This window comes from Acinetobacter chengduensis (assembly GCF_003664645.1).
Classification (GTDB): Bacteria; Pseudomonadota; Gammaproteobacteria; order Pseudomonadales; family Moraxellaceae; genus Acinetobacter; species Acinetobacter chengduensis.
In genome coordinates, this window is the sequence record NZ_RCHC01000003.1 from 187,117 (window position 1) to 213,632 (window position 26,516).

Sequence of the window (26,516 nt, forward strand, 5' to 3'; positions counted from 1 at the left end):
ACATCAAATGTACAATCATTCGCATTACTATAGCATGAACAATTTTTAGCTCAATCGCTGTTCTGCATTAACTCAAGTGCCTGTAAAGCAAGTTTTTTCATATTGTCATCTTTAAATGCGATAAAACCACCATTTAACAAGGTCTCACGCTGATTATAAACAAATGCACGTCCTTTAAAATCGACTAAGCCACCACCAATTCGTTCGATCAAACATTGACCTGCACTGGTATCCCATTCGCATGTCGGATGAAAGCGCGGGTAAATATCGACACGATCTTCTAACATCATGCAAAATTTATACGCACTCCCCGCCTTAAATACCTCATAGTCGCTTAATTGCGACAATGCCTGCAAATATTCTGCATATTGGGGTTTACGTTGACTACTTTGGCTTAACCCCACATGTATCTGCTCGGTTGTTTTGGCGGTGTAGGCACTCCACTGTTTGCTATCTATATTATATTTTAAAGGCATTCCTTGTTCTGGACAGACATACACATCACCTGTGCAAGGTATGGCCAAAATTGCAAAAACGGTATGTGCACCCGAAACCTTACTCAAATTAATGGTAAATTCAGGACGCTGATGCAAAAATTCTTTGGTGCCATCCAAAGGATCGAGTAACCAAAACTCTATCCATTGTCGGCGAAAATCTTGCTCACCTTCTTCAGATAAAATTGGCAAGTCTGATATCTGACTTAATTGCTCAAAAATATAAGCATTGACTCGATAATCTGCCTGCGTAACCGGCGATTGATCTGACTTATGAGCAATATTAAAGTCTCCTCCAACACAATACTGTCGATATTCTTCTCGCAAAATTTCGCATGCCTGTGTCACAATGGGCATCAACTGTAAGATTGTCGGGTCTTGCGGTGTTGCTGTAGTTTTAAACATAGAATGCCTTATATATGTCAAATTATTCAGAAAAGCCAACGATCATTTTTGATATGGATGGCACACTCCTTGATCTCGCTTATGATGATTTTATTTGGAATGAGCTTTTGCCCATTCGTTATGCCGAGCTACACCAATGTAGTCTTGAGCAAAGCACTCAAACTTTATTCAACTTTTATCAACAACATAATCATACTCTAAAATGGTACTCATCTCGCTTTTGGACCTCACAAGTTGGCGTAGATGTACTCGCAATGCAAATTGAACAAAAGCACAAAGTCGCAAAACGCGAAGGTTGTATTGCATTACTTGAGTATTTAAAACAGCATCAATACCCCATCTGGCTTGCCACCAACGCAGATACCGCAGGTCTTGCATTCAAATTAGAAGAAACTGGTCTTGCAGATTATTTCGATGTAATCGTCAGTAGTGAAACACTCGGCCATGCCAAAGAATTTAATGAATTTTGGCAAGCTTTGCACAAACACCACCATTTTGATCCAAAACATTGCTATTTTATAGACGACACTGAAAAAGTGCTCAACGGTGCGCAAGGCTATGGAATAGATGCTTTATATAGTATTCGCCAACCGTCTTCGCAAAAAGCACCGCGTGAAACCTTCAATTATCCAATGCTTGATGCATTAACAGATCTGATCCCTATTTTACAACACGCCGAGGAACTCAAAAAATATGCGTAAATCAAATCTAGCCGAAGATGCGGTTGGAATGCGTATAGACAAATGGCTCTGGGCTGCACGTTTTTTTAAAACACGCTCTATTGCCAAACATGCGATTGAAGGTGGTAAAGTCCACCAAAATGGTGAGCGTGTAAAAGTGTCACGCGAAGTACGTGTAGGTATGGAGCTCACCATTCAACAAGGCATTGAGAAAAAAACCGTTGTGGTGAAATCACTTTCCGACGTACGAGGCCCTGCACCCGTTGCTCAGCTCCTGTATGATGAAACCGAAGTGAGTTTAGCCAAACGGGAATTGCTAGCTTCACAAAGAAAGTTGCATAATCTAGCTCGACCAGATCACCGACCAAGCAAAAAAGACCGACGTGATATTGGGAAATTTAAAAAAGAAAATGATCAGATGTTTGACCAGCAATGGTCATATCATGATGATGTAGAATGACGCGTCACAATGTGTCGCACACACTGTAATGGCTATAGTTAATCAGGATGAATTCTGTCACTATATATTGGTGGAAAAGGTTTAAAGTACATACATCCACTTAAGTATATTGTTCAGTGACATCGTATTGAGGTTGTAAGATGGATGATAATAAAAGCAAAGCGTTAAACGCAGCTTTAAGCCAAATTGAAAAGCAATTCGGCAAAAATACAGTAATGCGCCTAGGCGACAATAACACACAAGCAGTTGAAGCAGTGTCTACTGGCTCACTCACGCTTGATATTGCACTGGGTATTGGTGGCTTACCAAAAGGCCGTATTATTGAAATTTATGGTCCTGAATCTTCAGGTAAAACCACCATGACATTGCAAGCGATTGCTGAATGTCAAAAAGCGGGTGGTACATGTGCATTTATCGATGCCGAGCACGCACTTGACCCTCAATATGCGCGCAAACTTGGCGTAGATATTGACAACCTATTGGTTTCACAACCAGACAACGGCGAACAAGCACTTGAAATTGCAGACATGCTTGTCCGTTCTGGTGCAATTGATTTAATCGTAGTCGATTCTGTAGCAGCATTAACACCACGTGCTGAAATTGAAGGCGAAATGGGCGACTCGCACATGGGCCTACAAGCACGCTTAATGAGCCAAGCCCTACGTAAAATTACAGGTAATGCAAAACGCTCAAACTGTATGGTCATCTTCATTAACCAAATTCGTATGAAAATTGGTGTGATGTTTGGTAGCCCAGAAACTACAACTGGTGGTAATGCATTAAAATTCTATGCATCTGTACGTTTGGACATCCGTCGTATTGGCCAAGTGAAAGAAGGTGATGAAATCATCGGTTCTGAAACTAAAGTCAAAGTCGTTAAAAACAAAATGGCGCCTCCTTTCCGTGAAGCACTATTCCAAATTTTGTATGGTAAAGGTGTTAACCACCTTGGTGAATTGATTGATCTTGCAGTTCAACAAGACATCGTGCATAAAGCAGGTGCTTGGTACTCGTACCAAGGTGACAAGATTGGTCAAGGTAAAAACAATACCATCCGCCATCTTGAAGAACACCCAGAATTGGCTCAAACCATTGAAAAACTCATTCGTGAGCAGCTTCTGACTACAGGTACACCTGTAGCGGAAGACAAAGATGAAGAAGAACCAGATTTTCTAGATGCCTAATCGCATTTAAATCAGGTTAAACTATAAAACGCCCCTCGGGGCGTTTTTCATGTGTTCAGTGATATGCCACTTTTGATATGAACAATCCAAAATTTCCCAAACTTCTCGATTATGAAGCGCTCAAACAACAGTTTGGCGAGGACGAACCCCCTAGTACAATTCAAAATGAGCTCACAAAGACAGATAACCTGTCATTTGAATCAGAAGATAGCTTGTTTGCAGACCCGGTAAAGGAAACTAAGCCTAGACTAAAAGGCACACGCTTACGCTCCTACGCCTTTGCTGTGCTTACACGTAAAGAGTTTTCCAAAGCCGAATTAATTGAAAAGCTTGCACTATATGCAGAAAATCGAAATGAAGTCATTACACTTGTAGATGAGCTATCACGTGAAAACTACCAAAGTGATCAACGTGTCGCTGAGATGATGCTTTCAAGCCAAATGCGCAAAGGCAAAGGCCCAAATCAAATTAAAATGAAATTAAAAAATAAAAAGGTCGATCATCAACTCATACAAGACGAACTTAAAGAAACCGATTGGGCACAACAAGCTTATGAACTAAAAGTAAAAAAATATGGTACAGACGTCGCAACAGATCAAAAGCTAAAAGCAAAGCAAATTCGATTCTTAATGTATCGTGGTTTTGAAATGGATGCGATTATGAAGGCAATTAAACGTAAATCAGATGCAGACTTTGATTAAAAAGAAATTTAGACAATAAAAGAGAAGATTGAATTTTTATAATCATAAAATAAACTGGTGGCAACCCTACCAGCAAGACTTCGGCACATCATAATTCTACTACCGTTGCTACCTTCCGGTCCTGGCGGGGTTCGTAGAGTACAATTGCGAAGTAACCAGCAGGGCTACCATTGCAAGAACAGAGTATAGAGATTTTTATTAAACTTGCAAGCACTCTGTCATAAATTCGCTAAACCATTTATTCGTTTGATTATTTTTAAATCAAAATCAAGTTTTTTTATAAATATACTCTCTTCATCATGATGAATTTTATTTACCTTTCATCACAACAAGCATGAAAATGCGTATTGCATTTAATCGAGTTGGCGTTTTTAATGTGTCTATTGAAAATCAATATGATGCCTGACTCAACTGAAGTTCAGCAGGTAATGAAAAGACTATATGGAACTTAAATTATGTTAAAAAAACATGCGCTCGGCACACTGCTTCTTTGCTGCACCGCACCCGTTTTTGCCAATATTCCAATTGAATCACGGGGTTTAAGCCAAAATTCGGCGAGTTACGCACCCAATAACACCCAAGCAGCGATTTCAACAGGCTCAGGTGAAACGGTAACTACCAATCTAAATTGGCAACTCATGCAAAAAAATCAACAGCTTGAAAATGATATTCGTACTTTACGCGGTAAAATTGAAGAGCATGACAACGAAATTGAAAAACTCAAAAATGAATTAAATAACCGTTATGCTGATTTGGATCAACGCTTAGAAACATTACAACAAAAAGTAGAGCCTTCTGAAGAAAGTACTACGCCCGAGGAGGATAACCAACAAGGTACTGCACCCAGCACCAACAACAGCACCTTAAAAGCAGCACCAGTGACCAATACACCAAGCCCTGCCCCAACAATTAAAACATCGTCTGTTGTTGTTCCTGCAAAACCAACCACAGCACAAGTTGCAACAGCCAAGAGCACTGTACCTGTTGTAAAGTCAGATGAGTTAGATAAAGCCGCTTATACCGTAGCATTAGATGCATATAAACAAGGCGGTGCTAAAAAAGCGATTGCGCCAATGCAAAACTTTATCAAAAACAATCCAAACAGCGTGTATATCAGCAATGCACATTTTTGGCTGGCCGAATTTAATGTGGCAATAGAACCTTCTAATTTTGCTGAGGCCAAGCGCAACTACACCATAGTGGCAAACCAATACCCAAATTCAGCACGTGCCTCTAGAGCACTGTATCAACTATATAGTATTGCAAAAGATGTAGATCACAATACAGCACAAGCAACGCAGTACAAGCAAAAGTTACTCAAGACCTACCCTCAGTCTGAAGAAGCCAAATACTTTAAATAATTAGGACGATGTAGCAGATCTAGCACTTTATATTTTTGTAATGCGTCCATAAAAAAGACCGCCACAAGGCGGTCTTTTTTTGCGTTAAAGCTTAACGTGTAATACCACGTTTTGATTGTTCTAATGAATCAATCAACAATTGCGCTTCAGACACTTCAGGCAAAATATCTGCACGAATTTTATCTAAGGCTTCTTGTGTCGTTAGACCTGATTTATAAATCAGTTTAAAAGCATCACGAAGACCTTGAATCACATTCTTCGACCAACCCTTACGACGCATGCCTTCAATATTCATTGCAAATGCATGTGCAGGATTTCCTGATACCATGACATAAGCAGGCACATCTTTTAAGATTAACGATGCACCACCAATCATGCTAAAAGAATCAATTTTACAGAATTGGTGAATCCCTGAGTTTCCACCAATCACCACATAATTACCGACATGCACGTGCCCAGCAACACCCACGTTATTTGCAAAGATATTGTGATCACCGACCACACAATCATGTGCAATATGCGTATTTACCATTAACAGGTTGTGACTACCCACTTTCGTCAAACTCTGGTCTTGAACTGTGCCACGATGCAAGCTGCAATGCTCACGAATCGAGTTATGGTCACCAATTTCCAACCAAGTTTCTTCCCCTGCATATTTTAAGTCCTGACAGACTTCTCCAACACTTGCGAATTGGAAAATTTCATTGTATTCACCAATACGAGTATAACCACCAATCACAACATGTGAATGCAATTGGGTACCCGCACCAATTGTGACATTTGGACCAATAATACAATAAGGGCCAATTTTCACATCTGGAGCAATGACTGCTGATGAGTCAATAATAGCGGTGGGATGAATGAATTCGTTATTACTCATGCTTGCTCTATTTTCTGATGCGAAATCATAATTTCCGCAGTTGCTGCGACTATGCCATCCACAGTAGCAATACAATTATATTTGTAAATACCACGTTTTTGCATGACAAGTTCAGATTTTAACACCAATTGATCGCCTGGAACGACTGGCTTTTTAAAACGAACTTTCTCGGCACCAGCAAATAAAAATAGATTACCTGGTGTTGGCACTTTATTATTCATTACGAAGCCAAGAATACCTGAAATTTGCGCCATTGCTTCAACAATTAACACACCCGGCATAATCGGAAATTCTGGGAAATGTCCCTGTAAAAACTCTTCATTGATTGAAACGTTTTTATAACCAACAATGCTATTTTCAGTGATATCAGTAACACGATCAACCAACAAAAATGGATAGCGGTGTGGAAGATATTCACGAATTTTTTGTGCACTCATTGGCAACTCAGGTTTCGTGAATGCAGGTGTATTCGACTCAGTCATCATATTATTTACGCAGTTTAAAAGTTGATTCAAGGGACTCAATTTGAGCTTGCATATGATCAAGTCGTTTGACCAGCTGGGTCAATGGCACATCTGCTAATTGTCTCATACGAACAACTGTGCGTTTCCATTTCTGATTTTCAAACAATGCCGTACCAGAAGAATACTTTCCAGCTTCAGAAATATTATTTGTCACCATTGACATTCCTGTCAAAGTCACATTATCCGCAATTTTAAGGTGCCCTGAGACTGCACTAGCACCACCAATGATACAATTTTTGCCAATGGTTGTGCTACCTGCGATTGCAATATTTGCAGCCAAGGCTGAATGTGCGCCTATATGAACATTATGTGCGATTTGCACAAGGTTATCGATAATGACACCTTCTTCCAAAATTGTGTCATCCATTGCGCCACGGTCAACACTACAATTTGAACCAATACGAACGTCATTTGCGATACGCACTGAACCTAATTGTGCAATTCGGTTCCACTTTCCTTGATAAGGAGCAAAGCCGAAACCTTCACTACCAATCACAGTATTGGCATGAATACGAACACGATCACCCAACTTACATCCACCCATTAAGGTCACATGTGATTCAATCAAACAATCACTGCCGACTTCAACATCATCATCTAAAGTCGCATGGGCATGAATAACTGTATGTTCACCCACTACACAATGCTCACCAATCACAACGTAATGACCAATGTAAGCAGAGTCAGCGATCATGGCAGATGGATGGATTTGTGCTGTCGCCTCAATACCCGATTTGGTGTTCTTTTTTTCAAACACATGGGTCAGTATGGCAAAAGCTAAATATGGATTAGCCACAACAATGAAATTTTGCTGGGCTGAATTAAGATGTGCTTTCAGTTCTGCCGTGACAATGAGTGCGCCGGCTTGAGATTGATTGGCTTGATCAAGATATTTGTCCGCATTTACAAATGCGATATGCTCTGGCTGTGCATGCTCAAGGCTGGCCAAGCCTTTGAGTCGTAAATCTGCATTACCAACAGCTTCGCCCTGCACGAGGCCGGCGAGCTGTTTTAAACTTAACTGTTCAGGATTCATCGATTACTTAATTGCATTAACCTTTTGAATCATTTTATCAGTTAAATCATACTTAGCGTCATAAGCCAACGCTGAATTTTTATTCAAAACCACGTCCAGATTATTTTCCTTTCGTAATTGTTCAGCTGCTTGCTTAATTCTTGAGTCCATCACTTGGTTAATCGATTGAATATTCGACTGCACCGTAGCCTGAACTTTTTGCTGCAGAGTATTTAAAGTGCTTAACTTCGTTTGATATTGCTGAGCAAGTTTCTGCTTTTCAGCATCCGACAATTTATTTGCACTTTGCTGTGCTTTTAATTGCATTGCTTCAAGCTCTTTGCTCAGATTCTCAATTTGTGTGGTTTGAGGCTTAATTTGTTGTTGAAAAGACATATTTTGCTGTTTCAAATATGCACTTTGCTCAACAATACGCTCTAGATCGACCACGCCATATCCCGCAGCATGTACAACCGTAGAACCCAACACACTCAGAGCAAACAAACTTTTGACGATTATTTTCATTTTAAGGTTCCATCACTGATGCCGAAAATGGACCGTACTTAGAACGTACGGCCAATTTCAAACTGGATATTTTTGGTTTGATCGCCTGATTTTTCATTCAATGGGAATGCATAACTCAACGATAATGGTCCAATCATAGTAATCCATGTAAAGCCAGCACCTACGCTATAACGCATATTTTTTGCATCAAAGCCAAAGTTGTCTTCACAGTATTTTTTAGCGTTTACAACAGTTGTGGTATCTAGGTGAATATCTTTTGATGGCATATTACACTGCGTATCAAAAACTTGTGCACCTTCAGCAAACAGTACTGGACGAACTTGACGTGCCCAATCCCCTTTAAATGGCATAGGAAGCACTAGCTCTGTACCAAATTGCACCAAGGCATTACCACCAACTTCTTCAGGATCCCAATCTTTAACACCCGTTTCACTGTATTGAACGCCAGGATATTTAGGACCTAAAGTACTGTTGTCATAACCACGTACCGAACCAAAACCACCTGCATAGAAGTTTTTAAAGAACGGTAAATCATTACCATAACCCAACTTACCATAACCACGTAATACAAAGTCTTTACCCAATGGGAAGAAAGCTTGCGCATCATAGGTTACTTTTTGGTATTCAACATCACTACCTGGTACAGCAATTTCCGCATTCACACGATGTGACATACCACTGGTTGGGAACATTGGACGGTTTAATGTGTTATATGACCAACCCAAGTTTAAGTTATAGGTTAAGAAATCACCTTCAAATGCCGAACCATACGGGTCTGACAATTGACCATCTGGGCAGACCATTTCACCTGTTGTAGGATCTTTAATCAATTCAACCAAACAGTAAGTTGAAGTACTTGTGGTCTTACCACCATTGGCTAGCAAGTAATCACGTACGTAAGTAGATACATACGCACCTGTTGTTACTTTTGTACTATCAATGTTTAAACCAGCGCTGATGCTTTGGTTTTCATCAATTGGGTAACCAAAGTTAATACCACCACCAAAACTGTCTGTAACGTAGTTGTTTACGTTATAGTCGTTGTTTAGCTTAGTTTTACGGTAGTACATGTTATAACCACGACGTACACCATCAATGGTGAAGTACGGGTCTGTAACACTTAAGTTATAGTAATCTTGCGTTTCAGAACGCGATAAATCGATGGCAACTGAGTTACCTGTTCCCAAAAAGTTAGTTTGGCTCAAACCTGCTTGGAACGTTACACCGCCACTTTGCGAAAAACCAACAGCCAGCGTACTTGTACCAGAGTGTTGTTCTTCAACATTAATGTTTAAGTCCACTTGGTCTGGAGAATTTGGTACACGTGCAGGTTTAATATCTACAGTTTTAAAATAACCAGTACGCTCTAAACGTACTTTTGACAAATCAATTTTTTCATTACTTGCCAATGCACCTTCCATCTGGCGCATTTCACGGCGCAATACTGAATCTGCAGTTTTACTGTTACCCGTGAAGTTAATACGTCGAACTGTAACTTGCTGACCTGGGTTGATGTAGTAGTTTAAATCAACTTGTTTTGTTTCATTGTTGATTTGTGGCACCACATTCACTTCTGCATAGTAGTAACCTGAGTTACCGTACTTACGCAGTAAAAGTTGCTTCACTGCATTCACTTTTTCTTGTGAATATAATTCGCCCGCTTTATAAATTTGTAATGCTTGTAAATCTTTTTCAGAATAAAGTGCATCACCTAAGAATTTGGTTTCACCAAACTTAAATTGTTCACCTTCATCTACAGAAACTTCAATAAAGACATTCTTTTTGTCTTCACTCAAGTTTAGGCTCGAGTTTGTAATGTTGAAGTTGATATAACCTTTGTTCAAATACATTGCGCGCAATGATTCAAGGCTGGCTGCCATTTTTTCACGTGCATAACGGTCGTTACGTGAAACAACTGATGCCCAACCACTTTCTTTCACAGCAAAAGCTTGCTTGATATCCGCATCTTTAAATACGGTATTACCAATAATATTGATATCAAAAACTTTAGCCGCTTTACCTTCAGTAAATTCCAGCAAAATATCAACGCGGTTATTTGGCTTTGCAGTAGTCGTTACTTTTACATCTGCATCATAGCGACCTTGTTGCATGTACTGCTGTTCAAGCTCAGTTTCAACAATTTGCAGTGCAGACTTCTTCAGTACTTCGCCTTCAGCTAGACCCATTTTTTTCAAGCCTTCTTCCAAGGCTTCTTTAGGAATCAGCTTATTGCCTTTTAACTCAATTTTAGAAATAACAGGACGTTCTATAACTGTAAATATCAGGTTATTACCTTCTTGTGATGTTTTAATATCATCAAAAAGACCTGTCGCATATAAAGTACGAATTGCATTTGCTATTGAAGAATCGCTGACACGATCACCACTGGTGACGGGCAACATGCCATACACACTTTCTGGTGTTAAACGAACAAGTCCGTTTACTTTTACATCTTGTACTACAAAATCATCCGCTGCATATATTTGTTGTGTAGCTGCCATTGCACTAACGAGTGCCAAAGGCATAAATAAATGTGTGTGCTGCATGCCAGTCTTTTCCGCTGTTAAATTTATTTCGTCATCTACGCTTATAAACGCATAAAATCATTGAAGAGTGCGAGCAACATCATGCTGCCCAGCAGTACCATACCAATTTTCAGTCCAACCAATTGTATTTGTTCAGAAACAGGTTTACCACGAATTAATTCAATAAAATAGTAAACTAAATGACCACCATCCAGCATCGGAATAGGTAATAAGTTTAAAATTCCCAAACTTACACTCATAAGCGCCATAAATGAGATAAAGGTTTGCCAACCCATTTCTGCACTTTGGCCTGCCACTTTTGCAATCGTAATTGGGCCAGATAAGTTATCTAAACCAATCATACCCCGAACCATTTTTACAATAGAGTTCAGAATCATACTCGAAAGTTGACCTGTTTTATCTAGCGCCATTGTAAACGCTTCAACAGGTGTGTATTGAATTGTTTGCTTATATTCTGCAGGAATCACAACTTTACCTGGGTCACTTTGCACCCCAAGCACGCCTGTGACTTTACCCATATTATCGCGTTGACCTTGTGGCATCACTTCTAAGTGCACAATTTTTTGATCACGCAATACATCAATTTTTAATAACTGCTCTGGCGATGCCTTTACAACTTGCACCACATCAAACCAATCATTCATCTTTTGACCATCAATCGCAACAATACGATCCCCGGCCTTCATCCCTTGACGAATCGCTGCTCCGTCTTCGCTCAGCTTAGTGACTGTCGCTGGGATTTGTGGCCGGTATGGAACAAAACCTAAAATATCTAAAGGTGATTCAGATTGATCTTTAAGGAAACCTTGGATTGGTAATTGAAAGTTTTTAACTTCCCCAGCACGATCCGCAGTCACTAAAATATTGCCTGTTTCACCCACACGATCAACCAAGGCATAATTAAGCTTTTCCCATGTACTTACAGGTGTGCCATCAATTGCAGTGATTTTGTCACCAATATGCATCTGAACTGTTGCTGCAGGCGTATTTGGCAACACTTTACCCACACGCGTATTTAATTGCTCTTGTGCGGGTAAAAATAGTACCCAAAACAGAACAACAGCTAAGGCTAAATTAATTAAAGGTCCTGCTGCTACAATCGCAATGCGTTTCCAAGGATGCTGACGATTAAATGCAAAAGGTAAATCTTCTTCTGCAACATTACCTTCTCGCTCATCCAGCATTTTGACATAGCCACCTAATGGCAGTGCCGAAAGTTGGTACTGAATGCCTGATTTCTTTGAAGTCCACTTCAGGATGGTTGGCCCAAACCCAATGGAATAAACCAAAACTTTTACGCCAAGTTTACGTGCAACAAAATAATGACCAAACTCATGTATTGCAATCAATGGCCCCAATAGCAAGATTGCGGCCACAATAATAAACAAGGCGCTCATACTAACTTCCTTTATTGGTCACCAATTGTTGTGCGATTGCACGCGCTTCAGAATCTGCCTGTAAAATCACATCCAAACTATTTGCAGCCTGATGTGCCAGTTGATTCAACGTTTGTTCAACAATCGCAGGAATTTGCATAAATCCAATTTTTTGCTTCAAAAATGCAACGACTGCAATTTCATTGGCCGCATTTAAAATCGCAGGTGTAGTTCCCCCAACTTTCATGGCTTGACGTGCCAATTTAAGCGCAGGAAAACGCGTAATATCTGGTTCAACAAAATTTAATTGCGAATGTGTAAACACATTTAATGCTGGAACATGCGTATGTATACGTTCAGGCCAAGCCAAAGCATGTGCAATTGGCGTGCACATATCTGGATTACCCATTTGTGCCAGGGTCGAACCATCTACATACTGCACCATAGAGTGGATGATACTCTGTGGATGCACGACAACTGTTACAAAATGTTCTTCAATTGAAAATAAATGACAAGCTTCGATCAACTCCAAGCCTTTATTCATTAAAGTCGCAGAATCTACAGATATTTTTTGCCCCATAGACCAATTCGGATGTTTACATGCTTGCGCAGGTGTCACCGAATGTAATTGTTCTAGGCTATGGTTTAGAAATGGGCCACCCGATGCGGTCAATAATATATTTGACACGCCAAGCTTAGGTTGACCATTTCGTTCCGCTTGGAAGTAATTTTGAGGTAAGCACTGAAAAATAGCATTGTGCTCGGAATCTACAGGCAATAATGTCGCATGATGATCCAAAGCCGCTTGCATCATGATCTCACCCGACATGACCAATGCTTCTTTGTTTGCAAGTAAAACACGTTTACCCGCTTTTACAGCTGCCAAAGTTGGAAGCAGACCAGCCGCCCCCACAATTGCAGCCATAACCACATTTACATCGGGATGTGAAGCAACAGCAACCAGCCCTGCTTCATCTGCCAAAATTTCGATATCAGCTAACTGCTCAGCAACAAGAAGCTGTCGCAACTCATCTACTTTAGATGAAGGTACAACAGCGAATCTCGGTCGGTACTGTTTGCAAATTTCTACCAGTTCTGCAAGTCTGCTGTGCGCAGTCACTGCAAAAACGGAATACTCTTGTGAATGTTGCGCTAAGATTTTCAAGGTACTTTGACCTATCGAACCCGTTGCACCCAATATACAAACAGATTGAGACATTTATAAATCTACGCCAAGAAGTTTTAAAACATATATGCCCGCAGCAAAAATTGGGGCAGCCGCCAATAATGAGTCTATTCGATCGAGTACACCACCATGACCCGGAAGGATTCGACCTGAATCTTTAATTCCTGCACGACGTTTGATCATCGATTCAAATAAATCACCCAAGACTGAGCTAAATACAGTGATTACCGATAAAATAAGGAATAAAGCATGTTCTGCTAAGCTTAGATCAAGATAAACCACCTCAACCACCACCACAATAAGCATTGCAGTAAACACACCTCCATACAAACCTTCTAAAGATTTGTTTGGACTCACATCAGGTGCAAGTTTCTTTTTACCCAGCTTACGTCCAACAAAGTACGCGCCACTGTCTGCACCCCAAACCAAGAGGAATAAGTACATGAGCCACCACGGTGAGCTCTGCCAAACAGAGAAAATGGCCGTAACAGCAGCTGAAACTAAAACTAAACCAATGACTTTGAGCGTTGGATTATACCAACCATCATATTCTGGATAAGATTTTACCCAATAGACACTGAGCAACCACGTCAATATAGAGGCTGCCCACAGTAATAAAGCCACATCATTATAGCTTAATGCTAAGGTAGAAATCGCAGCAGTGACTAAACCATAGCCCCATGCAAGCGGTTTATTTACATTCTTAGATTTTTTGGGCATGAGTTTAAACCACTCATAGCCAGCAACCCCAGCTGCAATGATCATCAGCACAAACATTGGGTAATGCGAAGACGAAGCAAACATACAGCTCAGTACAACCGCAACCAACACCAATGCGGTAATAATCCGCTCTAACATTTATTAATTCTCAAGTGACGCTTGTTGAACTTGTTCTGATGTTTTACCGAAGCGGCGTTCACGCCCTGCAAATACTGCAAAAGCATCATCTAATTCTTCAACGGTAAATTCTGGCCATAATGTATCTGTAAAATACAATTCTGCATAAGCAGCTTGCCACAATAGAAAGTTCGATAAACGGAAATCTCCGCCAGTACGAATTAATAAATCTACTGCAGGTAAATCACTCATGCTGACATAGCGACCAAATACATCTGAATCTATTGCATCAAGCGTTAATTTGTTTGCCATAACATCGGCCGCAATCTGCTGTGCAGCGTGCGCCATATCCCACATACCGCCATAACTTATCGCAATGGTCAGCGTCATGCTAGAGAAGTTAGCAGTCCTTTCTTCGGCATGCAACATAAGTGCACGTAATTCTGGAGATAAACGTGATCGATCTCCGATAAAACGGAGCGAAATGTTAAATTTTTCCATACGTGGCAATTGTTCATGAATTGTTTCTTCTAACAATTTCATCAACAAATCAACCTCAAATTGAGGTCGTTTCCAATTTTCACTAGAAAATGCAAACACTGTTAATGCTTGAATATTGGCTTGGCGACAATGCTCGACGATTGGATCTAGGACGTCTTTACCAGAGCGATGCCCTTCACCTTTTTGCATTAGATTTTTTTTGGCAAAACGATTGTTGCCATCCATGATGATGGCAACATGTTTTGGAAGACTGGAATTTTCTTCAGAAACGGTCATTCAAGATTAGACCTTCATTAATTCAGCTTCTTTTGCAGCTAAACGTTTTTCTACTTCAGCAACAAATTTGTCTGTAATTTTTTGAATGTCATCACCAGCACGACGCTCATCATCTTCAGAAATTTCTTTTTCTTTCAACAATGCTTTGATATCACCTAAAACATCACGGCGAATATTACGAATCGCAACTTTTGCATTTTCTGCTTCATTACGCGCAACTTTTTGCATATCACGACGTGTTTCTTCAGTTAATGCTGCCATTGGTACACGAATAGCATCAGCAGTAATCGGGTTTAAACCTAGATCAGATTCACGAATTGCTTTGTCAATTGCAGCAACCATTGTACGTTCAAATGGTTGAACCAATAGTGTACGTGAGTCTTCTACACCCACGTTTGCAACTTGATTTAATGGAACATCAGAACCGTAGTAAGGAACCATAACACCGTTTAGGATAGATGGGTGCGCACGACCTGTACGTACTTTTCCAAAACCATGCTCTAAAGACTCCAGCGACTTGTTCATGCGTTCTTCGGCGTCTTTTTTAAGATCGTTAATCATAAGATCTTCCTTACTAAATTTTAAATGAGGTATAACTAAATATAATCTGTAGTATAAAGAGCTTTCAGCCCCACGTACATTAGTTCGTAACGTGGGTACCTTCTTTTTCACCCATTACAACAGATAACAATGAACCCGCTTTGTTCATGTCAAATACTTGAAGTGGCACGTTATGATCACGGCATAAGCAAATTGCTGTTAAATCCATTACGCCTAATTTTTCATCCAACACTTGGTCAAATGTTAAAGCATCATATTTCACAGCATCATCGTATTTGCTTGGATCTTTGTTGTATACGCCATCAACTTTAGTTGCTTTTAAGATCAAGTTAGCTTCGATCTCAATACCACGTAAGCATGCTGCTGTATCTGTCGTAAAGAATGGGTTACCTGTACCAGCAACAAATACACACACTTCACCACGAGTTAAATGACGAATTGCATCACGGCTTGAATATGACTCAACCACAGCACCAATTGGCAATGCAGACATCAAACGCGTTTTAATATTACGACGTACCAAAGCATCACGTAATGCTAGGCCATTCATTACAGTTGCCAACATGCCCATTTGATCGCCTGTTACACGGCCTACTAAGCCATCCTTTTGCAACTGACTGCCACGGTATAAGTTACCACCACCAACAACGATACCCACTTGAACACCCAAACCAACAAGGTGCGCAATTGCGAGTGACATTTGATCGAGCACTTGTGCATCGATACCCATATCTTTATTGCCTGCCAAAGCTTCACCAGAAAGCTTTAGAAGAATGCGACCAAAACGCGGTTTTTTAGAATCAAGCATCATCAACTCCGAATTATTTAATTTCAATTATTTTCGTGAATCATTTAATACGAATTAATTTCGCATATAAGTCATATTCATCTGCATCGGTGATTTCCACTTCAAGCAAATCACCCGCCTTAATTAATGATTTATCGATATCTTCAACAAAGACATTACCATCAATTTCAGGTGCATCCGCATAAGAGCGTGCAACTGCAACTGGGAACTCATCTTCTAAATCATCAACCAACACTGTCATGGTTTGACCAATACGTTTTTGCAGTTTAGCTGCAGAAATTTCTTGTTGAACTTCCATGAAGCGTTCATAGCGTTGTTGCTTAATTTCTTCAGGCACATGATCTGGCAAATCGTTTGCTGTCGCACCTTCAACTGGTGAGTAGGTAAAACAACCCACGCGATCTAACTGTGCTTCTTTTAGCCAATCCAACAGCATCACAAAGTCTTCTTCAGTTTCGCCCGGGAAACCCACCACGAAAGTTGAACGAAGTACCAGATCAGGGCATTTTTCGCGCCATACTTTTAAACGCTCTAGGGTATTTTCACTATGCGCAGGACGTTTCATCAACTTCAAGACCTTCGGACTTGCGTGTTGGAATGGAATATCCAAATATGGAAGAATTTTACCTTGTGCCATTAAATCAATCACAGCATCTACATGCGGATACGGGTAGACATAATGCAAACGAACCCAAATGCCCAACTGCCCTAAAGCTTCACACATATCGTAAAACTTAGTTTTTACAGGTTGACCATTCCAAAAGTCCAATTTGTACTTCGTATCTAGACCGTATGCAGAAGTGTCTTGTGAAATTACAAGAACTTCTTTTACACCCGCATTTTTGAGTGCTTGTGCTTCACTTAACACCGAGCCCACTGGACGTGAAACTAAATCACCACGCATGCTTGGAATAATACAGAATGTGCAACGGTGGTTACATCCTTCTGATATTTTCAAATATGCATAATGTTTTGGTGTTAAACGAATCCCTTGCTCTGGAACAAGGTCAATGAATGGATTATGTTTTGGTGGCTCTGGAACGTACTCATGTACTGCTTCCATGACTTCCTGATATGCCGCAGCACCTGTCACCTTTAAGACATTTGGATGCATTTGGCGAATTTTGTCTTCGTCTTTACCTAGACAACCTGTCACAATCACGCGACCATTCGCGCTCATTGCTTCACCAATGGCGTCTAAAGACTCTTGTACTGCAGATTCAATAAAACCACAGGTATTTACAACAACTAAATCTGCACCATCATAATCTGATGCAACATCATAACCTTCAGTTTTTAACTGAGTTAAAATTCGTTCGGAATCAACCAATGCCTTAGGACAACCTAAAGAAACAAAACCGACTTTGGGGGATTTCATGAATCTGCGCTCCACTAGAATGCGCGTATTGTATGTCTTTTCTTTACATAAAAATAGGTGAAAAGGCTACTCTTTATATCACGCACCAAAATAATGCTATAAATTCACTCATATAATTAAAAATGCACCATTTTGAACCATATTTTATTTACAGCCCTTTTTTTATTCGCTATACATTTAAATTAAAGGCCAAGTTCGGCACATTCTTTTAATTCAGCACTCAAATTTGGCGTTCTTTTAGAAAAGTTGGCGTGCATTTTGCTTACTCTGCATCAATTCAGTCCGTTTACTGAAAACAGAATGCCTTATGAAGATGCCATTGCGCCATTTTAAAACAGAACACCCACCGCTAATGGATCAACCTATGACCATCGATTATCGGCTATTAGTAGATAATTTAACCACAGCGATTTTACTGGTCGATAGTAATCTCAATATTTATTACTTAAATTCATCATGTGAAGCACTTTTTGATATCAGTTTACTTCGGGCTGAAGGCCTCCCTGTTCTTCATTTACTGCACATGCCAAATGATGAATTTAATACAGAAGAAGCTTTAAACAACACACTACAGTCAGGGCAACCTTATACACGACGCGAAGCAACAATTAATGTCAACTTTAAAGACATTCATGTTGATTACACCGTATCTCTATTGAGCTCAGGTAAACCTTATCACCCGTTGCTGATAATTGAACTCAACCCTATTGACCGAATGCTTAAAATCTCTAAAGAAGAGAATCTCATTCAACAACATCAGGTAGCGCGCCAACTCATTCGTGGCGTTGCACATGAAATTAAAAATCCTTTGGGTGGCATCCGTGGTGCAACACAGCTTTTAGCACGTAGTTTAAACGATCCGCAGTACAGCGAATTTACCGACATTATTATTAGTGAAGTTGATCGTTTACGTAATCTTGCTGACACCATGTTAGGTTCGCGACAACTGCCAAGCTATGAACCAACCAACGTACACGAACCTTTAGAACGTGTACGCGCACTGATTGCTAACCAAACCAAAAAGAAAATTAAGATCACACGTGACTATGACCTTTCTTTACCTGATGTCATGGCAGACCGTGATCAACTAATTCAAGTCATGCTGAACATTAGCGTGAATGCTGTACAAGCCATGACTGAAAATAAAGATTTCTTTGTAGAGCATCAGCCAGAATTGACGCTTCGCACACGTATTCAACGCCTTGTCACAATTAATGGTGTACTTAAACGCTCTGCAGTACGCATTGATATTGAAGATAACGGCCCTGGTGTGCCTGAAGAAATCTTGGAATCTGTGTTTTATCCTTTAGTGACTGGACGTGCTAAAGGTACAGGCTTAGGCCTCAGTATTGCGCAAAATATTATGCATCAACACAACGGAATGATTGAATGCCAATCCGTTCCAGGCAAAACAACTTTTAGCTTATATTTACCTTGGGAGTCAGGACATGTCGCGAAATAAAATATGGGTCATTGATGATGATCGCGCGATGCGCTGGGTTTTAGAAAAAACATTTAAAGAAGAAGGTTTTGATGTTACCAGCTTTGAAGAGGCTCAATCTGCACTTGATCAACTCAGCGTAGATGCGCCTGATGTGATTTTGACTGATATTCGTATGCCAGGTATTGATGGTTTGACCTTTCTTGGAAAAGTAAAAGGCAGTCATCCAGATCTTCCCGTGATTATCATGACAGCCCACTCAGACTTAGAATCTGCTGTATCAAGCTATCAAACAGGTGCTTTTGAATACCTACCTAAACCTTTCGACATTGATGAAGCATTAGCCTTAGTGAATCGTGCGATTTTGCACATTGCCAAGCTTCAACAACAAGAATCTGCAAAAACAGTTCAGCCTATTCAATCAACTGAAATCATTGGTGAATCACCTGCTATGCAGGAAGTTTTTCGTGCCATTGGTCGTCTATCACAATCGCATATTACTGTACTTATTAATGGTGAATCGGGCACAGGTAAAGAATTGGTCGCACATGCGCTACATCGCCACTCACCGCGTGGTAGCAAACCGTTTATTGCGCTCAACATGGCAGCCATTCCCAAAGATTTAATTGAAACTGAATTATTTGGTCATGAAAAAGGCGCTTTTACGGGTGCAAATACGCAGCGCCAAGGTCGCTTTGAGCAAGCCAATGGCGGTACTCTATTTCTAGATGAAATTGGTGATATGCCATTTGAAACCCAAACACGTTTATTACGTGTATTGGCCGATGGTGAGTTTTACCGTGTAGGCGGACATATTCCTGTGAAGGTAGATGTACGTATTGTGGCTGCTACCCATCAGGACCTAGAAAAATTAGTCCATGAAGGTCGCTTCCGCGAAGACTTATATCACCGCCTAAACGTGATTCGCATTCATATTCCAAAATTAGCGCATCGTAGCGAAGACATTCCAATGCTTGCACAACATTTCTTGGCGCGTGCAGGTAAAGAGCTGGGTGTTAGTCCAAAAATCTTGCGCCCAGAAACGCAAGAATATATGCAAAAATTGCCTTGGCAAGGTAACGTGCGCCAGCTGGAAAATACCTGTCGCTGGCTAACGGTTATGATTACAGGCCGTGAGGTTTATCCTGAGGATTTACCTTCCGAGTTAAAGCAGATTCCAATTCACCAAAGTGGCGAAGGCTCACCTGCGCCAAATACGTTGGACCGCGTTTCAATTCATCATTGGGACGAACTATTGGGCCAGTGGGCGGTACAAAAACTTAAAAATGGCGAAATGAAGATTTTAGACATTGCTACGCCAATGTTTGAGCGTACATTGATTAATGCCGCACTACAGCAAACTCGTGGGCGTAAACGTCATGCTGCTGAACTTTTAGGTTGGGGTCGTAATACACTCACACGTAAACTAAAAGAGTTAGGCATGGACAGTGCCGACGATGAAGTTGAAGAAGAATTAGAAAGCTAATTCTGTCAGGCGACTCAATAAAAAAGGCTAATCACCAAGATTAGCCTTTTTTATTTAACTATTTTAAATTTTAAGCAATAATGCCTACATAGCGTGAATAACCCTCAATGCCTAAATCAGACTGATAAATAATAAAATCTGGATAAGTTGAAGCAATCAATTCTTCAATCACGACCACTTGATCGTCGTTGGCATGCATGTCATCTACAGTACGGCGCAAGGTCTGCTCAAATTCATCCGTGATGTACTCAAAACCAATATCCATTGCGATAAACAATGTGTGCTCACATGGCTGTACATATTGCTCTTCTGACCAATTGATCACGGCTTGCTGACAGTGCGGGCAGGCAATATTGTCAGTTGCTTGAATGGGAAGTTGGATGAGTTGATAAGCCATGAATATTTAAATCTTGAATGAATCGAATGATTTTATCAAAAACTCAATAACAGCTAATGCTCTTTTTTTATTTTTTTAATTTAGAACATCTGACAACCCCCATGAAAAAAGGAAGCCGAAGCTTCCTTTTATACTGTTACAATCTACGTTACTTTTTACTCGATTTATAAGCGGATAATGCCGCTACAGCTACAGCTGATAATACTATGCCTGGTGCACTAGTAAGTAAAATACCTGTGGTCCCCAAACCTAAAGCCAAAATCTTACCTGTAAGTAGTGGACCTGTCATAGCGCCCAAACGACCTAGTGAAATTGCACTGCCCACACCTGTTACTTTGCCCGCTGGACTATAGAAAATTGGTGAGATGCCATACAGAATAGATTGACCACCTGTAGAGAAAATACCGCCAATTAAGCCTGCAAATACCAACAGTGGAATTGATTTAGTTGTAAATAGAATAAGTACCGCTACAAATAGACCTACATAAATAATCACAGCCATTTGCCATAATTTCAAACGGTCAAGCAAGTAACCTAGACCAAGTGTACCAATTACCGCACCCACTTGGAAAATCAACATAATCATGAATGCTTGTGCTTTTTCTAGGCCTTGCTCCATGAGTAAATTTGGCAACCAACTGATTAAGATATAGTTAACCATTAGCGTAAAGAAGAAGCTTACCCAAAGTGGTAGTGTGTATTTATAGCGATTTTCTGCAAATAACACTTGTGCCATTGGTGGTACAGGTTCTACTAATTCTACTTTTTCTTTACGTTTATCCTTTAAGATCATCGCCATAAATGGAAGCAATACTAAAGGTGTTAAACCACCAATTAAGAATAATGTGTGCCAAGAGATATCTTTAAAGAGAATTGCTAAGCCCGCAACAAAGATTGCACCCACAGGTAAACCACAATACATCAAGCTATTGAGTCTACCTCGGTTTGCTTCTGTAGCTTCATCCCCTACTACTGAAATCATGGTTGGCATAGCTGCACCTAAACCCAATCCAGTAAAGAAGCGAGCTGCATATAACACTTCTACACTTGGCGCCAATGCAGTAATACTCATAAATACGCCAAAGATAGCAATTGAAAGCATTAATACTTTCTTTTGCCCTAAATAATCTGCTACACGGCCACCAAAAAATGCACCAAATAACATCCCAAATACACCTAAACTAAATACATAGCCCATTTGCACCTGATCTAATGAAAATGTCGCTGCAATTCCTTTCGCCGCGATCCCAGGTGCCTGTAGGTCAAAACCTTCAAAAAATGCCACCCAGAAACACAAAAATACCGTTAAAATTTTCTGCATTTTACCCGTTTGTACTTGTGCCATGATCTAACTCCATCCGTAGTACACACAGCCACATCCGACTGTATGTGCATTCTCTGCCGATTGAGTCACAATAAATACCACTACAATAGTCGGATTAAAGTTCAATATATAAGCTATACTTAACAAGACTTATAGCCAAAAGGTTGTATATCAATATATTTTAAGTCTTATTTAGGTGATTTTTTATTTAAAAACAAAGCCTTAATAAAAACAAAGCTTACAACTATGAAATCATAATTAAAAACGATAGTTGCTATATTTTCAGATAAAAATTCGGTGCTATTTTTAATCTGAAGTTTTGTATTTCTATTTCCAATATCTATTACAATCAAATAATTACTGACTAATAACTATGAACAATGATCTTTTACAGACCAATAAATCGCATGGCTGTTAAAACGATCCAAAGAAAATGAAAATTCCACACATTATTCACTGATATAAAAAATCATACGAATCCAACTATACAACTCGCTTTAGCAAGCTGTTTAGCCACATCAGGATCAATGAATCTAAAATAAAAAAACCCGCTCAATAGCGGGTTTTTTTACTTCAAAATCTTAAGCAGATTTTTTAGCATTGGCATTCTTACGAATCGTAATCATCACCAATTGAACTGCTGCTGGTGTTACACCCGGAATACGGCTTGCTTGTGCCAATGTCTCAGGAAGCACTGCTTTAAGTTTCATCGTAATTTCACGAGAAAGACCTGAAACCGCATCATAATCAAAGTCAGTAGGAATTTTAGTGTCTTCCAAACGCTTCATTTGTGCAACGTCTTCTTGCTGACGGTTAATATAACCTGCATATTTCACCGCAATTTCAATTTGCTCACCTACAAATGCAGACACTTCTGAACCTGTAAGCTCTGCAATTTGTGCAAAGTTAATATTTGGACGTTTTAACAAATCAATTGCATTGGTTTCTTTAGACAGATCATCACCTGTCATTTCAACGAATTTTTTACCCAATGGGTTGTTTGGCGCAGCCCAAAGATGCTGTAAACGGCCTTTTTCAGTTTCTACCGCTTCCATTTTTTGGCAGAACGCATCCCAACGCGCATCATCTACAAGGCCCATTTCACGGCCAATCGCAGTTAAACGCTGATCCGCATTGTCTTCACGGAGCATCAAACGGTATTCGGCACGCGAAGTGAACATACGGTACGGTTCTTTGGTACCTAAAGTAATTAAGTCATCAACCAATACACCCATATACGCTTCATCACGTTTTGGTGTCCATTGCTCTTGATCCCACGCACGGCGCGCAGCATTTAAACCTGCAAGTAGACCTTGTGCACCCGCTTCTTCATAACCTGTTGTACCGTTAATTTGACCAGCAAAGTACAGGTTATTAATGGCTTTGGTTTCCAGAGAGAATTTCAATGCTTGTGGGTTAAAGTAGTCATACTCAATAGCATAACCAGGACGCAGAATATGCGCATGTTCCATACCACGGATTGAGCGAACCAATTCAAACTGAACATCAAATGGAAGTGATGTTGAAATACCATTTGGATAAAGCTCATGCGTATCTAAGCCTTCAGGCTCAAGGAATACTTGATGCGAGTCTTTATCTGCAAATTTATGAATTTTATCTTCAATTGATGGGCAATAACGCGGGCCTACACCTTCAATTACACCTGTATACATAGGTGAACGATCTAAACCACCACGAATAATGTCGTGTGTGCGTTCATTGGTGTGCGTAATATAGCAGTTGATTTGTTCTGGATGCATAGACGCATCACCCATAAATGACATTGTTGGCGATGGGAAATCACCCGGCTGTGCTGTCATTACAGAGAAATCTACTGAACGTGCATCAATACGTGGTGGTGTACCTGTTTTTAAACGACCTACAGGTAAGTTCAATTCACGTAAGCGCGCAGCCAATGAAATTGAAGGCGGATCACCCGCACGACCACCCGATGCATTGTTTAAACCAATGTGAATTACACCGCCTAAGAATGTACCTGTGGTTAATACAACCGTTTTCGCATCAAAGCGCACACCCATTTGAGTGATCACACCTTTTACGGTATCACCCTCTACAATCAGGTCATCAGCTGCTTGTTGGAAAATATCCAAGTTTGCTTGGTTTTCCAAAGTTTCACGAATTGCTGCTTTAAAGCGTACACGGTCTGCTTGAGCACGTGTTGCACGCACAGCAGCACCTTTACGTGAATTTAGAATACGGAATTGAATACCGCCTTTGTCGGCAGCCAATGCCATAGCACCGCCCAAGGCATCAATTTCACGCACAAGATGTGACTTACCAATACCACCAATCGCTGGGTTACAGCTCATCTGCCCTAAAGTCTCAATGTTATGAGTTAAAAGCAAAGTCTGTCGACCCATTCGAGCCGCAGCGAGAGCTGCTTCGGTACCTGCGTGACCGCCACCGATAACAATGACATCGTAAACTTTAGGATAGTGCATAGTGGTATGGAGAGATTTCAAAAAATGGATAACCGAAGATTATAGCAAAATTTCACTTATAAGTTGACTGATTCAGTCGTTTTTTATCTTATTTTCACTACACAAAAGCATATTAAATCTATTTGAGTCTGTACGTAATTTGCAAATTACAGCAATTTAAAACATTTATATCATCTGACTAACGTAATAACGGTTGTTTTATTTTGGCTATTTATTAATCTGTAACGTGTTCCAACAAAAACTTAAGGATAATGGTCATGTATAAGAATATGCTTCTTTCAGCCCTGCTTTACGGTTTATGTTTAACGTCATTTTCAGCCTCCGCAAATGATAAGGTACAAAGCACTTATGATGCACAAAAGTACCAGCAAGTTTGTAAAGGCAAATCCGAAGGAGATCAAGTCAGTTTCGCGTATCGAGGCATTATATGGAATGGGACTTGCCAACCTCAATTTTTCTCTACAAGTAAAGCCAAACTGATGGGTACAGAACCAGAACTAAACTCTGTTTGTCGTAGTGATGAAAAAGCTAAATCAATCAACATAGAAGGCAAAGAAATAAAAGGGAAATGTGCTTTAGGCTTTGCACCACCAAGCCCTAAATAATTTTTTTTAACGCCTGAATGTAATACAGTTCACACTCCATTCAAACTAAGGGCAAAATGACTAATTTTCGCCCTTTTTCTTTGTTGCTTATTTAAAAAACTTGTTTAAACTCAATCCAGAAGGAACATAAAAATAAGGATATTCCATGGATTCGGGTGTATTTGTTTTTTTCTTGCCCGTCATCTTGGCTTTTATGATGATGGGGCTAGGCCTAGAACTCACCGTTAAAGATTTTCTACGTGTCGGGCGTTACCCCAAGGCAATTTTTTTGGCTCTTTTTTGCCAATTGGTCATTTTAACCAGTATTGCATTCTTTATTTGTGTCGTATTAGACCTTGAGCCCTTATTGGCTGTTGGACTTATGCTATTAGCTGCTTCACCAGGTGGCCCTACTGCAAACCTACTCAGTTACCTTTTTAAAGGCGATGTTGCTTTAAACTTAACTTTAACCGCAATCAACTCAGTGATTACTACTTTTACATTGCCTTTTATCGTTAATCTGTCTTTGCACTACTTCATGCAGTCCGATACTGCTATTGGCATACAAGCCGATAAATTTGCCTATATTTTTCTCATCATCTTTATTCCTGTATGCATTGGCCTATTCATTCGCCATTACTTCCCACGACATGCACTCAAATGTAATCGCCCCATGCGCTTGCTATCTATCTTATTTCTCACCGCAATTTTCCTTTTTGCACTTTTCCGTGAGCGCTCTAATCTCATCTTATACTTTGTAGATGTAGGTATTGCAGTGGGTATTTTCTGCTTTATTAGCATGTTTATTGGCTATTTGATTCCGCATTTAGCTGGCTTAACAGAACGACAATCCCGTGCATGTGCATTTGAAATTGGTATTCATAACACTGCCATTTCAATCACGATTGCAATTTCTGTACTTTCTAATACAACTATTGCTATACCTGCTGGTGTATATTCAATTTTTATGTATTTATTTGCTTTTGGTTTTGGTTTTATTTTAACGCGTAACAAACCCAATCTCATCAGCAAGCAAGCCGAATCTTAAAAGCTTCATCCGATTCAACATAATTAGTAATTTTTCATATAAAGCAACATGCCTCAGCACCATTGAGGCAATTAAC

At 40.0% G+C, this 26,516-nt stretch carries 25 protein-coding genes and 1 other RNA gene; 9 read left to right on the forward strand and 17 right to left on the reverse strand.

The features are described from left to right. Positions 1-50: 50 nt before the first annotated feature. Positions 51-899 carry a 3'(2'),5'-bisphosphate nucleotidase CysQ family protein gene (locus tag D9K81_RS04055; protein WP_120373356.1) on the reverse strand — a complete coding sequence of 283 codons (849 nt, stop codon included), beginning with the start codon at positions 897-899 and terminating at the stop codon, positions 51-53. A gap of 14 nt (positions 900-913) precedes the next feature. Here D9K81_RS04055 and D9K81_RS04060 point away from each other — a divergent pair, with 14 nt between their 5' ends. The 4 genes from D9K81_RS04060 (at position 914) to D9K81_RS04075 (ending at position 3,924) form a co-directional block, all read left to right on the forward strand. After that, positions 914-1,600 (forward strand): HAD-IA family hydrolase, encoded by a 687-nt coding sequence (locus D9K81_RS04060; RefSeq protein WP_120373357.1) that lies wholly within the window; start codon positions 914-916, stop codon positions 1,598-1,600. Beyond that, positions 1,593-2,039, forward strand: coding sequence for an RNA-binding S4 domain-containing protein (locus D9K81_RS04065; RefSeq protein WP_106984820.1), 447 nt, complete (start codon positions 1,593-1,595; stop codon positions 2,037-2,039). Before D9K81_RS04060 ends, D9K81_RS04065 begins: the two co-directional genes overlap by 8 nt. A 140-nt stretch (positions 2,040-2,179) precedes the next feature. Continuing rightward, positions 2,180-3,223, forward strand: a complete 1,044-nt coding sequence (gene recA, locus D9K81_RS04070) for a recombinase RecA (RefSeq protein WP_120373358.1) — start codon at positions 2,180-2,182, stop codon at positions 3,221-3,223. Positions 3,224-3,300: 77 nt separating this feature from the next. After that, entirely contained in the window at positions 3,301-3,924 is a 624-nt protein-coding gene (locus D9K81_RS04075) for a regulatory protein RecX (protein WP_120373359.1), read from the forward strand. A 64-nt stretch (positions 3,925-3,988) separates the two neighbouring features. On the opposite strand, the gene ffs is transcribed toward D9K81_RS04075, so the two are convergent. Then, an RNA gene (gene ffs, locus D9K81_RS04080) (signal recognition particle sRNA small type) lies at positions 3,989-4,085 on the reverse strand. 291 nt (positions 4,086-4,376) lie between these two features. Between ffs and D9K81_RS04085 the strand changes: the two genes are divergently transcribed. Next, positions 4,377-5,285, forward strand: a complete 909-nt coding sequence (locus tag D9K81_RS04085; protein WP_120373360.1) for a YbgF trimerization domain-containing protein — start codon at positions 4,377-4,379, stop codon at positions 5,283-5,285. Positions 5,286-5,376: 91 nt separating this feature from the next. Here the strand turns inward: D9K81_RS04085 and lpxA are convergent, their stop codons facing one another. The 12 genes from lpxA to rimO form a co-directional block, all read right to left on the reverse strand. After that, positions 5,377-6,165 carry an acyl-ACP--UDP-N-acetylglucosamine O-acyltransferase gene (lpxA, locus tag D9K81_RS04090; RefSeq protein ID WP_120373361.1) on the reverse strand — a complete coding sequence of 263 codons (789 nt, stop codon included), beginning with the start codon at positions 6,163-6,165 and terminating at the stop codon, positions 5,377-5,379. Continuing rightward, positions 6,162-6,647 carry a 3-hydroxyacyl-ACP dehydratase FabZ gene (gene fabZ / locus D9K81_RS04095; RefSeq protein WP_171406869.1) on the reverse strand — a complete coding sequence of 162 codons (486 nt, stop codon included), beginning with the start codon at positions 6,645-6,647 and terminating at the stop codon, positions 6,162-6,164. The genes lpxA and fabZ overlap by 4 nt, the downstream gene beginning before the upstream one ends. 4 nt (positions 6,648-6,651) lie before the next feature. Further along, positions 6,652-7,725: a UDP-3-O-(3-hydroxymyristoyl)glucosamine N-acyltransferase gene (lpxD, locus tag D9K81_RS04100; RefSeq protein WP_120373363.1), complete on the reverse strand. Its 1,074-nt coding sequence runs from the start codon at positions 7,723-7,725 to the stop codon at positions 6,652-6,654. Positions 7,726-7,728: 3 nt separating this feature from the next. Further along, positions 7,729-8,229: an OmpH family outer membrane protein gene (locus D9K81_RS04105; RefSeq protein ID WP_120373364.1), complete on the reverse strand. Its 501-nt coding sequence runs from the start codon at positions 8,227-8,229 to the stop codon at positions 7,729-7,731. Positions 8,230-8,267: 38 nt separating this feature from the next. Continuing rightward, the gene (gene bamA, locus D9K81_RS04110; protein ID WP_120373365.1) at positions 8,268-10,775 is read right to left on the reverse strand and encodes an outer membrane protein assembly factor BamA; all 2,508 of its coding nucleotides are present in this window, start codon (positions 10,773-10,775) and stop codon (positions 8,268-8,270) included. 41 nt (positions 10,776-10,816) lie between these two features. Then, the gene (rseP, locus tag D9K81_RS04115; protein ID WP_120373366.1) at positions 10,817-12,172 is read right to left on the reverse strand and encodes an RIP metalloprotease RseP; all 1,356 of its coding nucleotides are present in this window, start codon (positions 12,170-12,172) and stop codon (positions 10,817-10,819) included. A 1-nt stretch (position 12,173) separates the two neighbouring features. Next, a complete protein-coding gene (gene ispC, locus D9K81_RS04120; RefSeq protein WP_120373367.1) occupies positions 12,174-13,370 on the reverse strand; it encodes a 1-deoxy-D-xylulose-5-phosphate reductoisomerase in 1,197 nt (398 codons plus the stop codon). Next, positions 13,371-14,195 (reverse strand): phosphatidate cytidylyltransferase, encoded by an 825-nt coding sequence (locus D9K81_RS04125; RefSeq protein ID WP_117006654.1) that lies wholly within the window; start codon positions 14,193-14,195, stop codon positions 13,371-13,373. 3 nt (positions 14,196-14,198) lie between these two features. Next, positions 14,199-14,951, reverse strand: coding sequence for a polyprenyl diphosphate synthase (uppS, locus tag D9K81_RS04130; protein WP_120373368.1), 753 nt, complete (start codon positions 14,949-14,951; stop codon positions 14,199-14,201). Positions 14,952-14,957: 6 nt separating this feature from the next. After that, the gene (gene frr, locus D9K81_RS04135; protein ID WP_106984832.1) at positions 14,958-15,512 is read right to left on the reverse strand and encodes a ribosome recycling factor; all 555 of its coding nucleotides are present in this window, start codon (positions 15,510-15,512) and stop codon (positions 14,958-14,960) included. Positions 15,513-15,591: 79 nt separating this feature from the next. Next, entirely contained in the window at positions 15,592-16,320 is a 729-nt protein-coding gene (gene pyrH, locus D9K81_RS04140; protein ID WP_106984833.1) for a UMP kinase, read from the reverse strand. Between the two features lie 40 nt (positions 16,321-16,360). Further along, positions 16,361-17,698, reverse strand: a complete 1,338-nt coding sequence (gene rimO, locus D9K81_RS04145; protein ID WP_117006652.1) for a 30S ribosomal protein S12 methylthiotransferase RimO — start codon at positions 17,696-17,698, stop codon at positions 16,361-16,363. A gap of 352 nt (positions 17,699-18,050) precedes the next feature. Between rimO and glnL the strand changes: the two genes are divergently transcribed. Both glnL and glnG read left to right on the forward strand, forming a co-directional pair. Continuing rightward, complete coding sequence (gene glnL / locus D9K81_RS04150; protein ID WP_117006757.1) at positions 18,051-19,160, forward strand: nitrogen regulation protein NR(II); 1,110 nt, start codon at positions 18,051-18,053, stop codon at positions 19,158-19,160. After that, positions 19,147-20,625: a nitrogen regulation protein NR(I) gene (gene glnG / locus D9K81_RS04155; RefSeq protein WP_120373369.1), complete on the forward strand. Its 1,479-nt coding sequence runs from the start codon at positions 19,147-19,149 to the stop codon at positions 20,623-20,625. Before glnL ends, glnG begins: the two co-directional genes overlap by 14 nt. Positions 20,626-20,695: 70 nt before the next feature. On the opposite strand, the gene D9K81_RS04160 is transcribed toward glnG, so the two are convergent. The 3 genes from D9K81_RS04160 to mnmG form a co-directional block, all read right to left on the reverse strand. Then, positions 20,696-21,022 carry a hypothetical protein gene (locus D9K81_RS04160; RefSeq protein ID WP_120373370.1) on the reverse strand — a complete coding sequence of 109 codons (327 nt, stop codon included), beginning with the start codon at positions 21,020-21,022 and terminating at the stop codon, positions 20,696-20,698. A 148-nt stretch (positions 21,023-21,170) separates the two neighbouring features. Continuing rightward, the gene (gene mhpT, locus D9K81_RS04165; protein ID WP_120373371.1) at positions 21,171-22,367 is read right to left on the reverse strand and encodes a 3-(3-hydroxy-phenyl)propionate transporter MhpT; all 1,197 of its coding nucleotides are present in this window, start codon (positions 22,365-22,367) and stop codon (positions 21,171-21,173) included. 560 nt (positions 22,368-22,927) lie between these two features. Further along, a complete protein-coding gene (gene mnmG / locus D9K81_RS04170) occupies positions 22,928-24,808 on the reverse strand; it encodes a tRNA uridine-5-carboxymethylaminomethyl(34) synthesis enzyme MnmG (RefSeq protein WP_120373372.1) in 1,881 nt (626 codons plus the stop codon). A gap of 257 nt (positions 24,809-25,065) precedes the next feature. Here mnmG and D9K81_RS04175 point away from each other — a divergent pair, with 257 nt between their 5' ends. Both D9K81_RS04175 and D9K81_RS04180 read left to right on the forward strand, forming a co-directional pair. Then, positions 25,066-25,413 carry a hypothetical protein gene (locus tag D9K81_RS04175; protein ID WP_120373373.1) on the forward strand — a complete coding sequence of 116 codons (348 nt, stop codon included), beginning with the start codon at positions 25,066-25,068 and terminating at the stop codon, positions 25,411-25,413. 145 nt (positions 25,414-25,558) lie between these two features. Further along, the gene (locus tag D9K81_RS04180) at positions 25,559-26,440 is read left to right on the forward strand and encodes a bile acid:sodium symporter family protein (protein WP_120373374.1); all 882 of its coding nucleotides are present in this window, start codon (positions 25,559-25,561) and stop codon (positions 26,438-26,440) included. The last annotated feature ends 76 nt before the right edge of the window (positions 26,441-26,516 follow it).

Coding starts and splice junctions, on each gene's coding strand:
- D9K81_RS04055 (WP_120373356.1), bottom strand. CDS start 899: ATGTTTAAAACTACAGCAACACCGCAAGACCCGACAATCTTACAGTTG.
- D9K81_RS04060 (WP_120373357.1), top strand. CDS start 914: ATGTCAAATTATTCAGAAAAGCCAACGATCATTTTTGATATGGATGGC.
- D9K81_RS04065 (WP_106984820.1), top strand. CDS start 1,593: ATGCGTAAATCAAATCTAGCCGAAGATGCGGTTGGAATGCGTATAGAC.
- recA (WP_120373358.1), top strand. CDS start 2,180: ATGGATGATAATAAAAGCAAAGCGTTAAACGCAGCTTTAAGCCAAATT.
- D9K81_RS04075 (WP_120373359.1), top strand. CDS start 3,301: ATGAACAATCCAAAATTTCCCAAACTTCTCGATTATGAAGCGCTCAAA.
- lpxA (WP_120373361.1), bottom strand. CDS start 6,165: ATGAGTAATAACGAATTCATTCATCCCACCGCTATTATTGACTCATCA.
- fabZ (WP_171406869.1), bottom strand. CDS start 6,647: ATGACTGAGTCGAATACACCTGCATTCACGAAACCTGAGTTGCCAATG.
- lpxD (WP_120373363.1), bottom strand. CDS start 7,725: ATGAATCCTGAACAGTTAAGTTTAAAACAGCTCGCCGGCCTCGTGCAG.
- D9K81_RS04105 (WP_120373364.1), bottom strand. CDS start 8,229: ATGAAAATAATCGTCAAAAGTTTGTTTGCTCTGAGTGTGTTGGGTTCT.
- bamA (WP_120373365.1), bottom strand. CDS start 10,775: ATGCAGCACACACATTTATTTATGCCTTTGGCACTCGTTAGTGCAATG.
- rseP (WP_120373366.1), bottom strand. CDS start 12,172: ATGAGCGCCTTGTTTATTATTGTGGCCGCAATCTTGCTATTGGGGCCA.
- ispC (WP_120373367.1), bottom strand. CDS start 13,370: ATGTCTCAATCTGTTTGTATATTGGGTGCAACGGGTTCGATAGGTCAA.
- D9K81_RS04125 (WP_117006654.1), bottom strand. CDS start 14,195: ATGTTAGAGCGGATTATTACCGCATTGGTGTTGGTTGCGGTTGTACTG.
- uppS (WP_120373368.1), bottom strand. CDS start 14,951: ATGACCGTTTCTGAAGAAAATTCCAGTCTTCCAAAACATGTTGCCATC.
- frr (WP_106984832.1), bottom strand. CDS start 15,512: ATGATTAACGATCTTAAAAAAGACGCCGAAGAACGCATGAACAAGTCG.
- pyrH (WP_106984833.1), bottom strand. CDS start 16,320: ATGCTTGATTCTAAAAAACCGCGTTTTGGTCGCATTCTTCTAAAGCTT.
- rimO (WP_117006652.1), bottom strand. CDS start 17,698: ATGAAATCCCCCAAAGTCGGTTTTGTTTCTTTAGGTTGTCCTAAGGCA.
- glnL (WP_117006757.1), top strand. CDS start 18,051: ATGGATCAACCTATGACCATCGATTATCGGCTATTAGTAGATAATTTA.
- glnG (WP_120373369.1), top strand. CDS start 19,147: ATGTCGCGAAATAAAATATGGGTCATTGATGATGATCGCGCGATGCGC.
- D9K81_RS04160 (WP_120373370.1), bottom strand. CDS start 21,022: ATGGCTTATCAACTCATCCAACTTCCCATTCAAGCAACTGACAATATT.
- mhpT (WP_120373371.1), bottom strand. CDS start 22,367: ATGGCACAAGTACAAACGGGTAAAATGCAGAAAATTTTAACGGTATTT.
- mnmG (WP_120373372.1), bottom strand. CDS start 24,808: ATGCACTATCCTAAAGTTTACGATGTCATTGTTATCGGTGGCGGTCAC.
- D9K81_RS04175 (WP_120373373.1), top strand. CDS start 25,066: ATGTATAAGAATATGCTTCTTTCAGCCCTGCTTTACGGTTTATGTTTA.
- D9K81_RS04180 (WP_120373374.1), top strand. CDS start 25,559: ATGGATTCGGGTGTATTTGTTTTTTTCTTGCCCGTCATCTTGGCTTTT.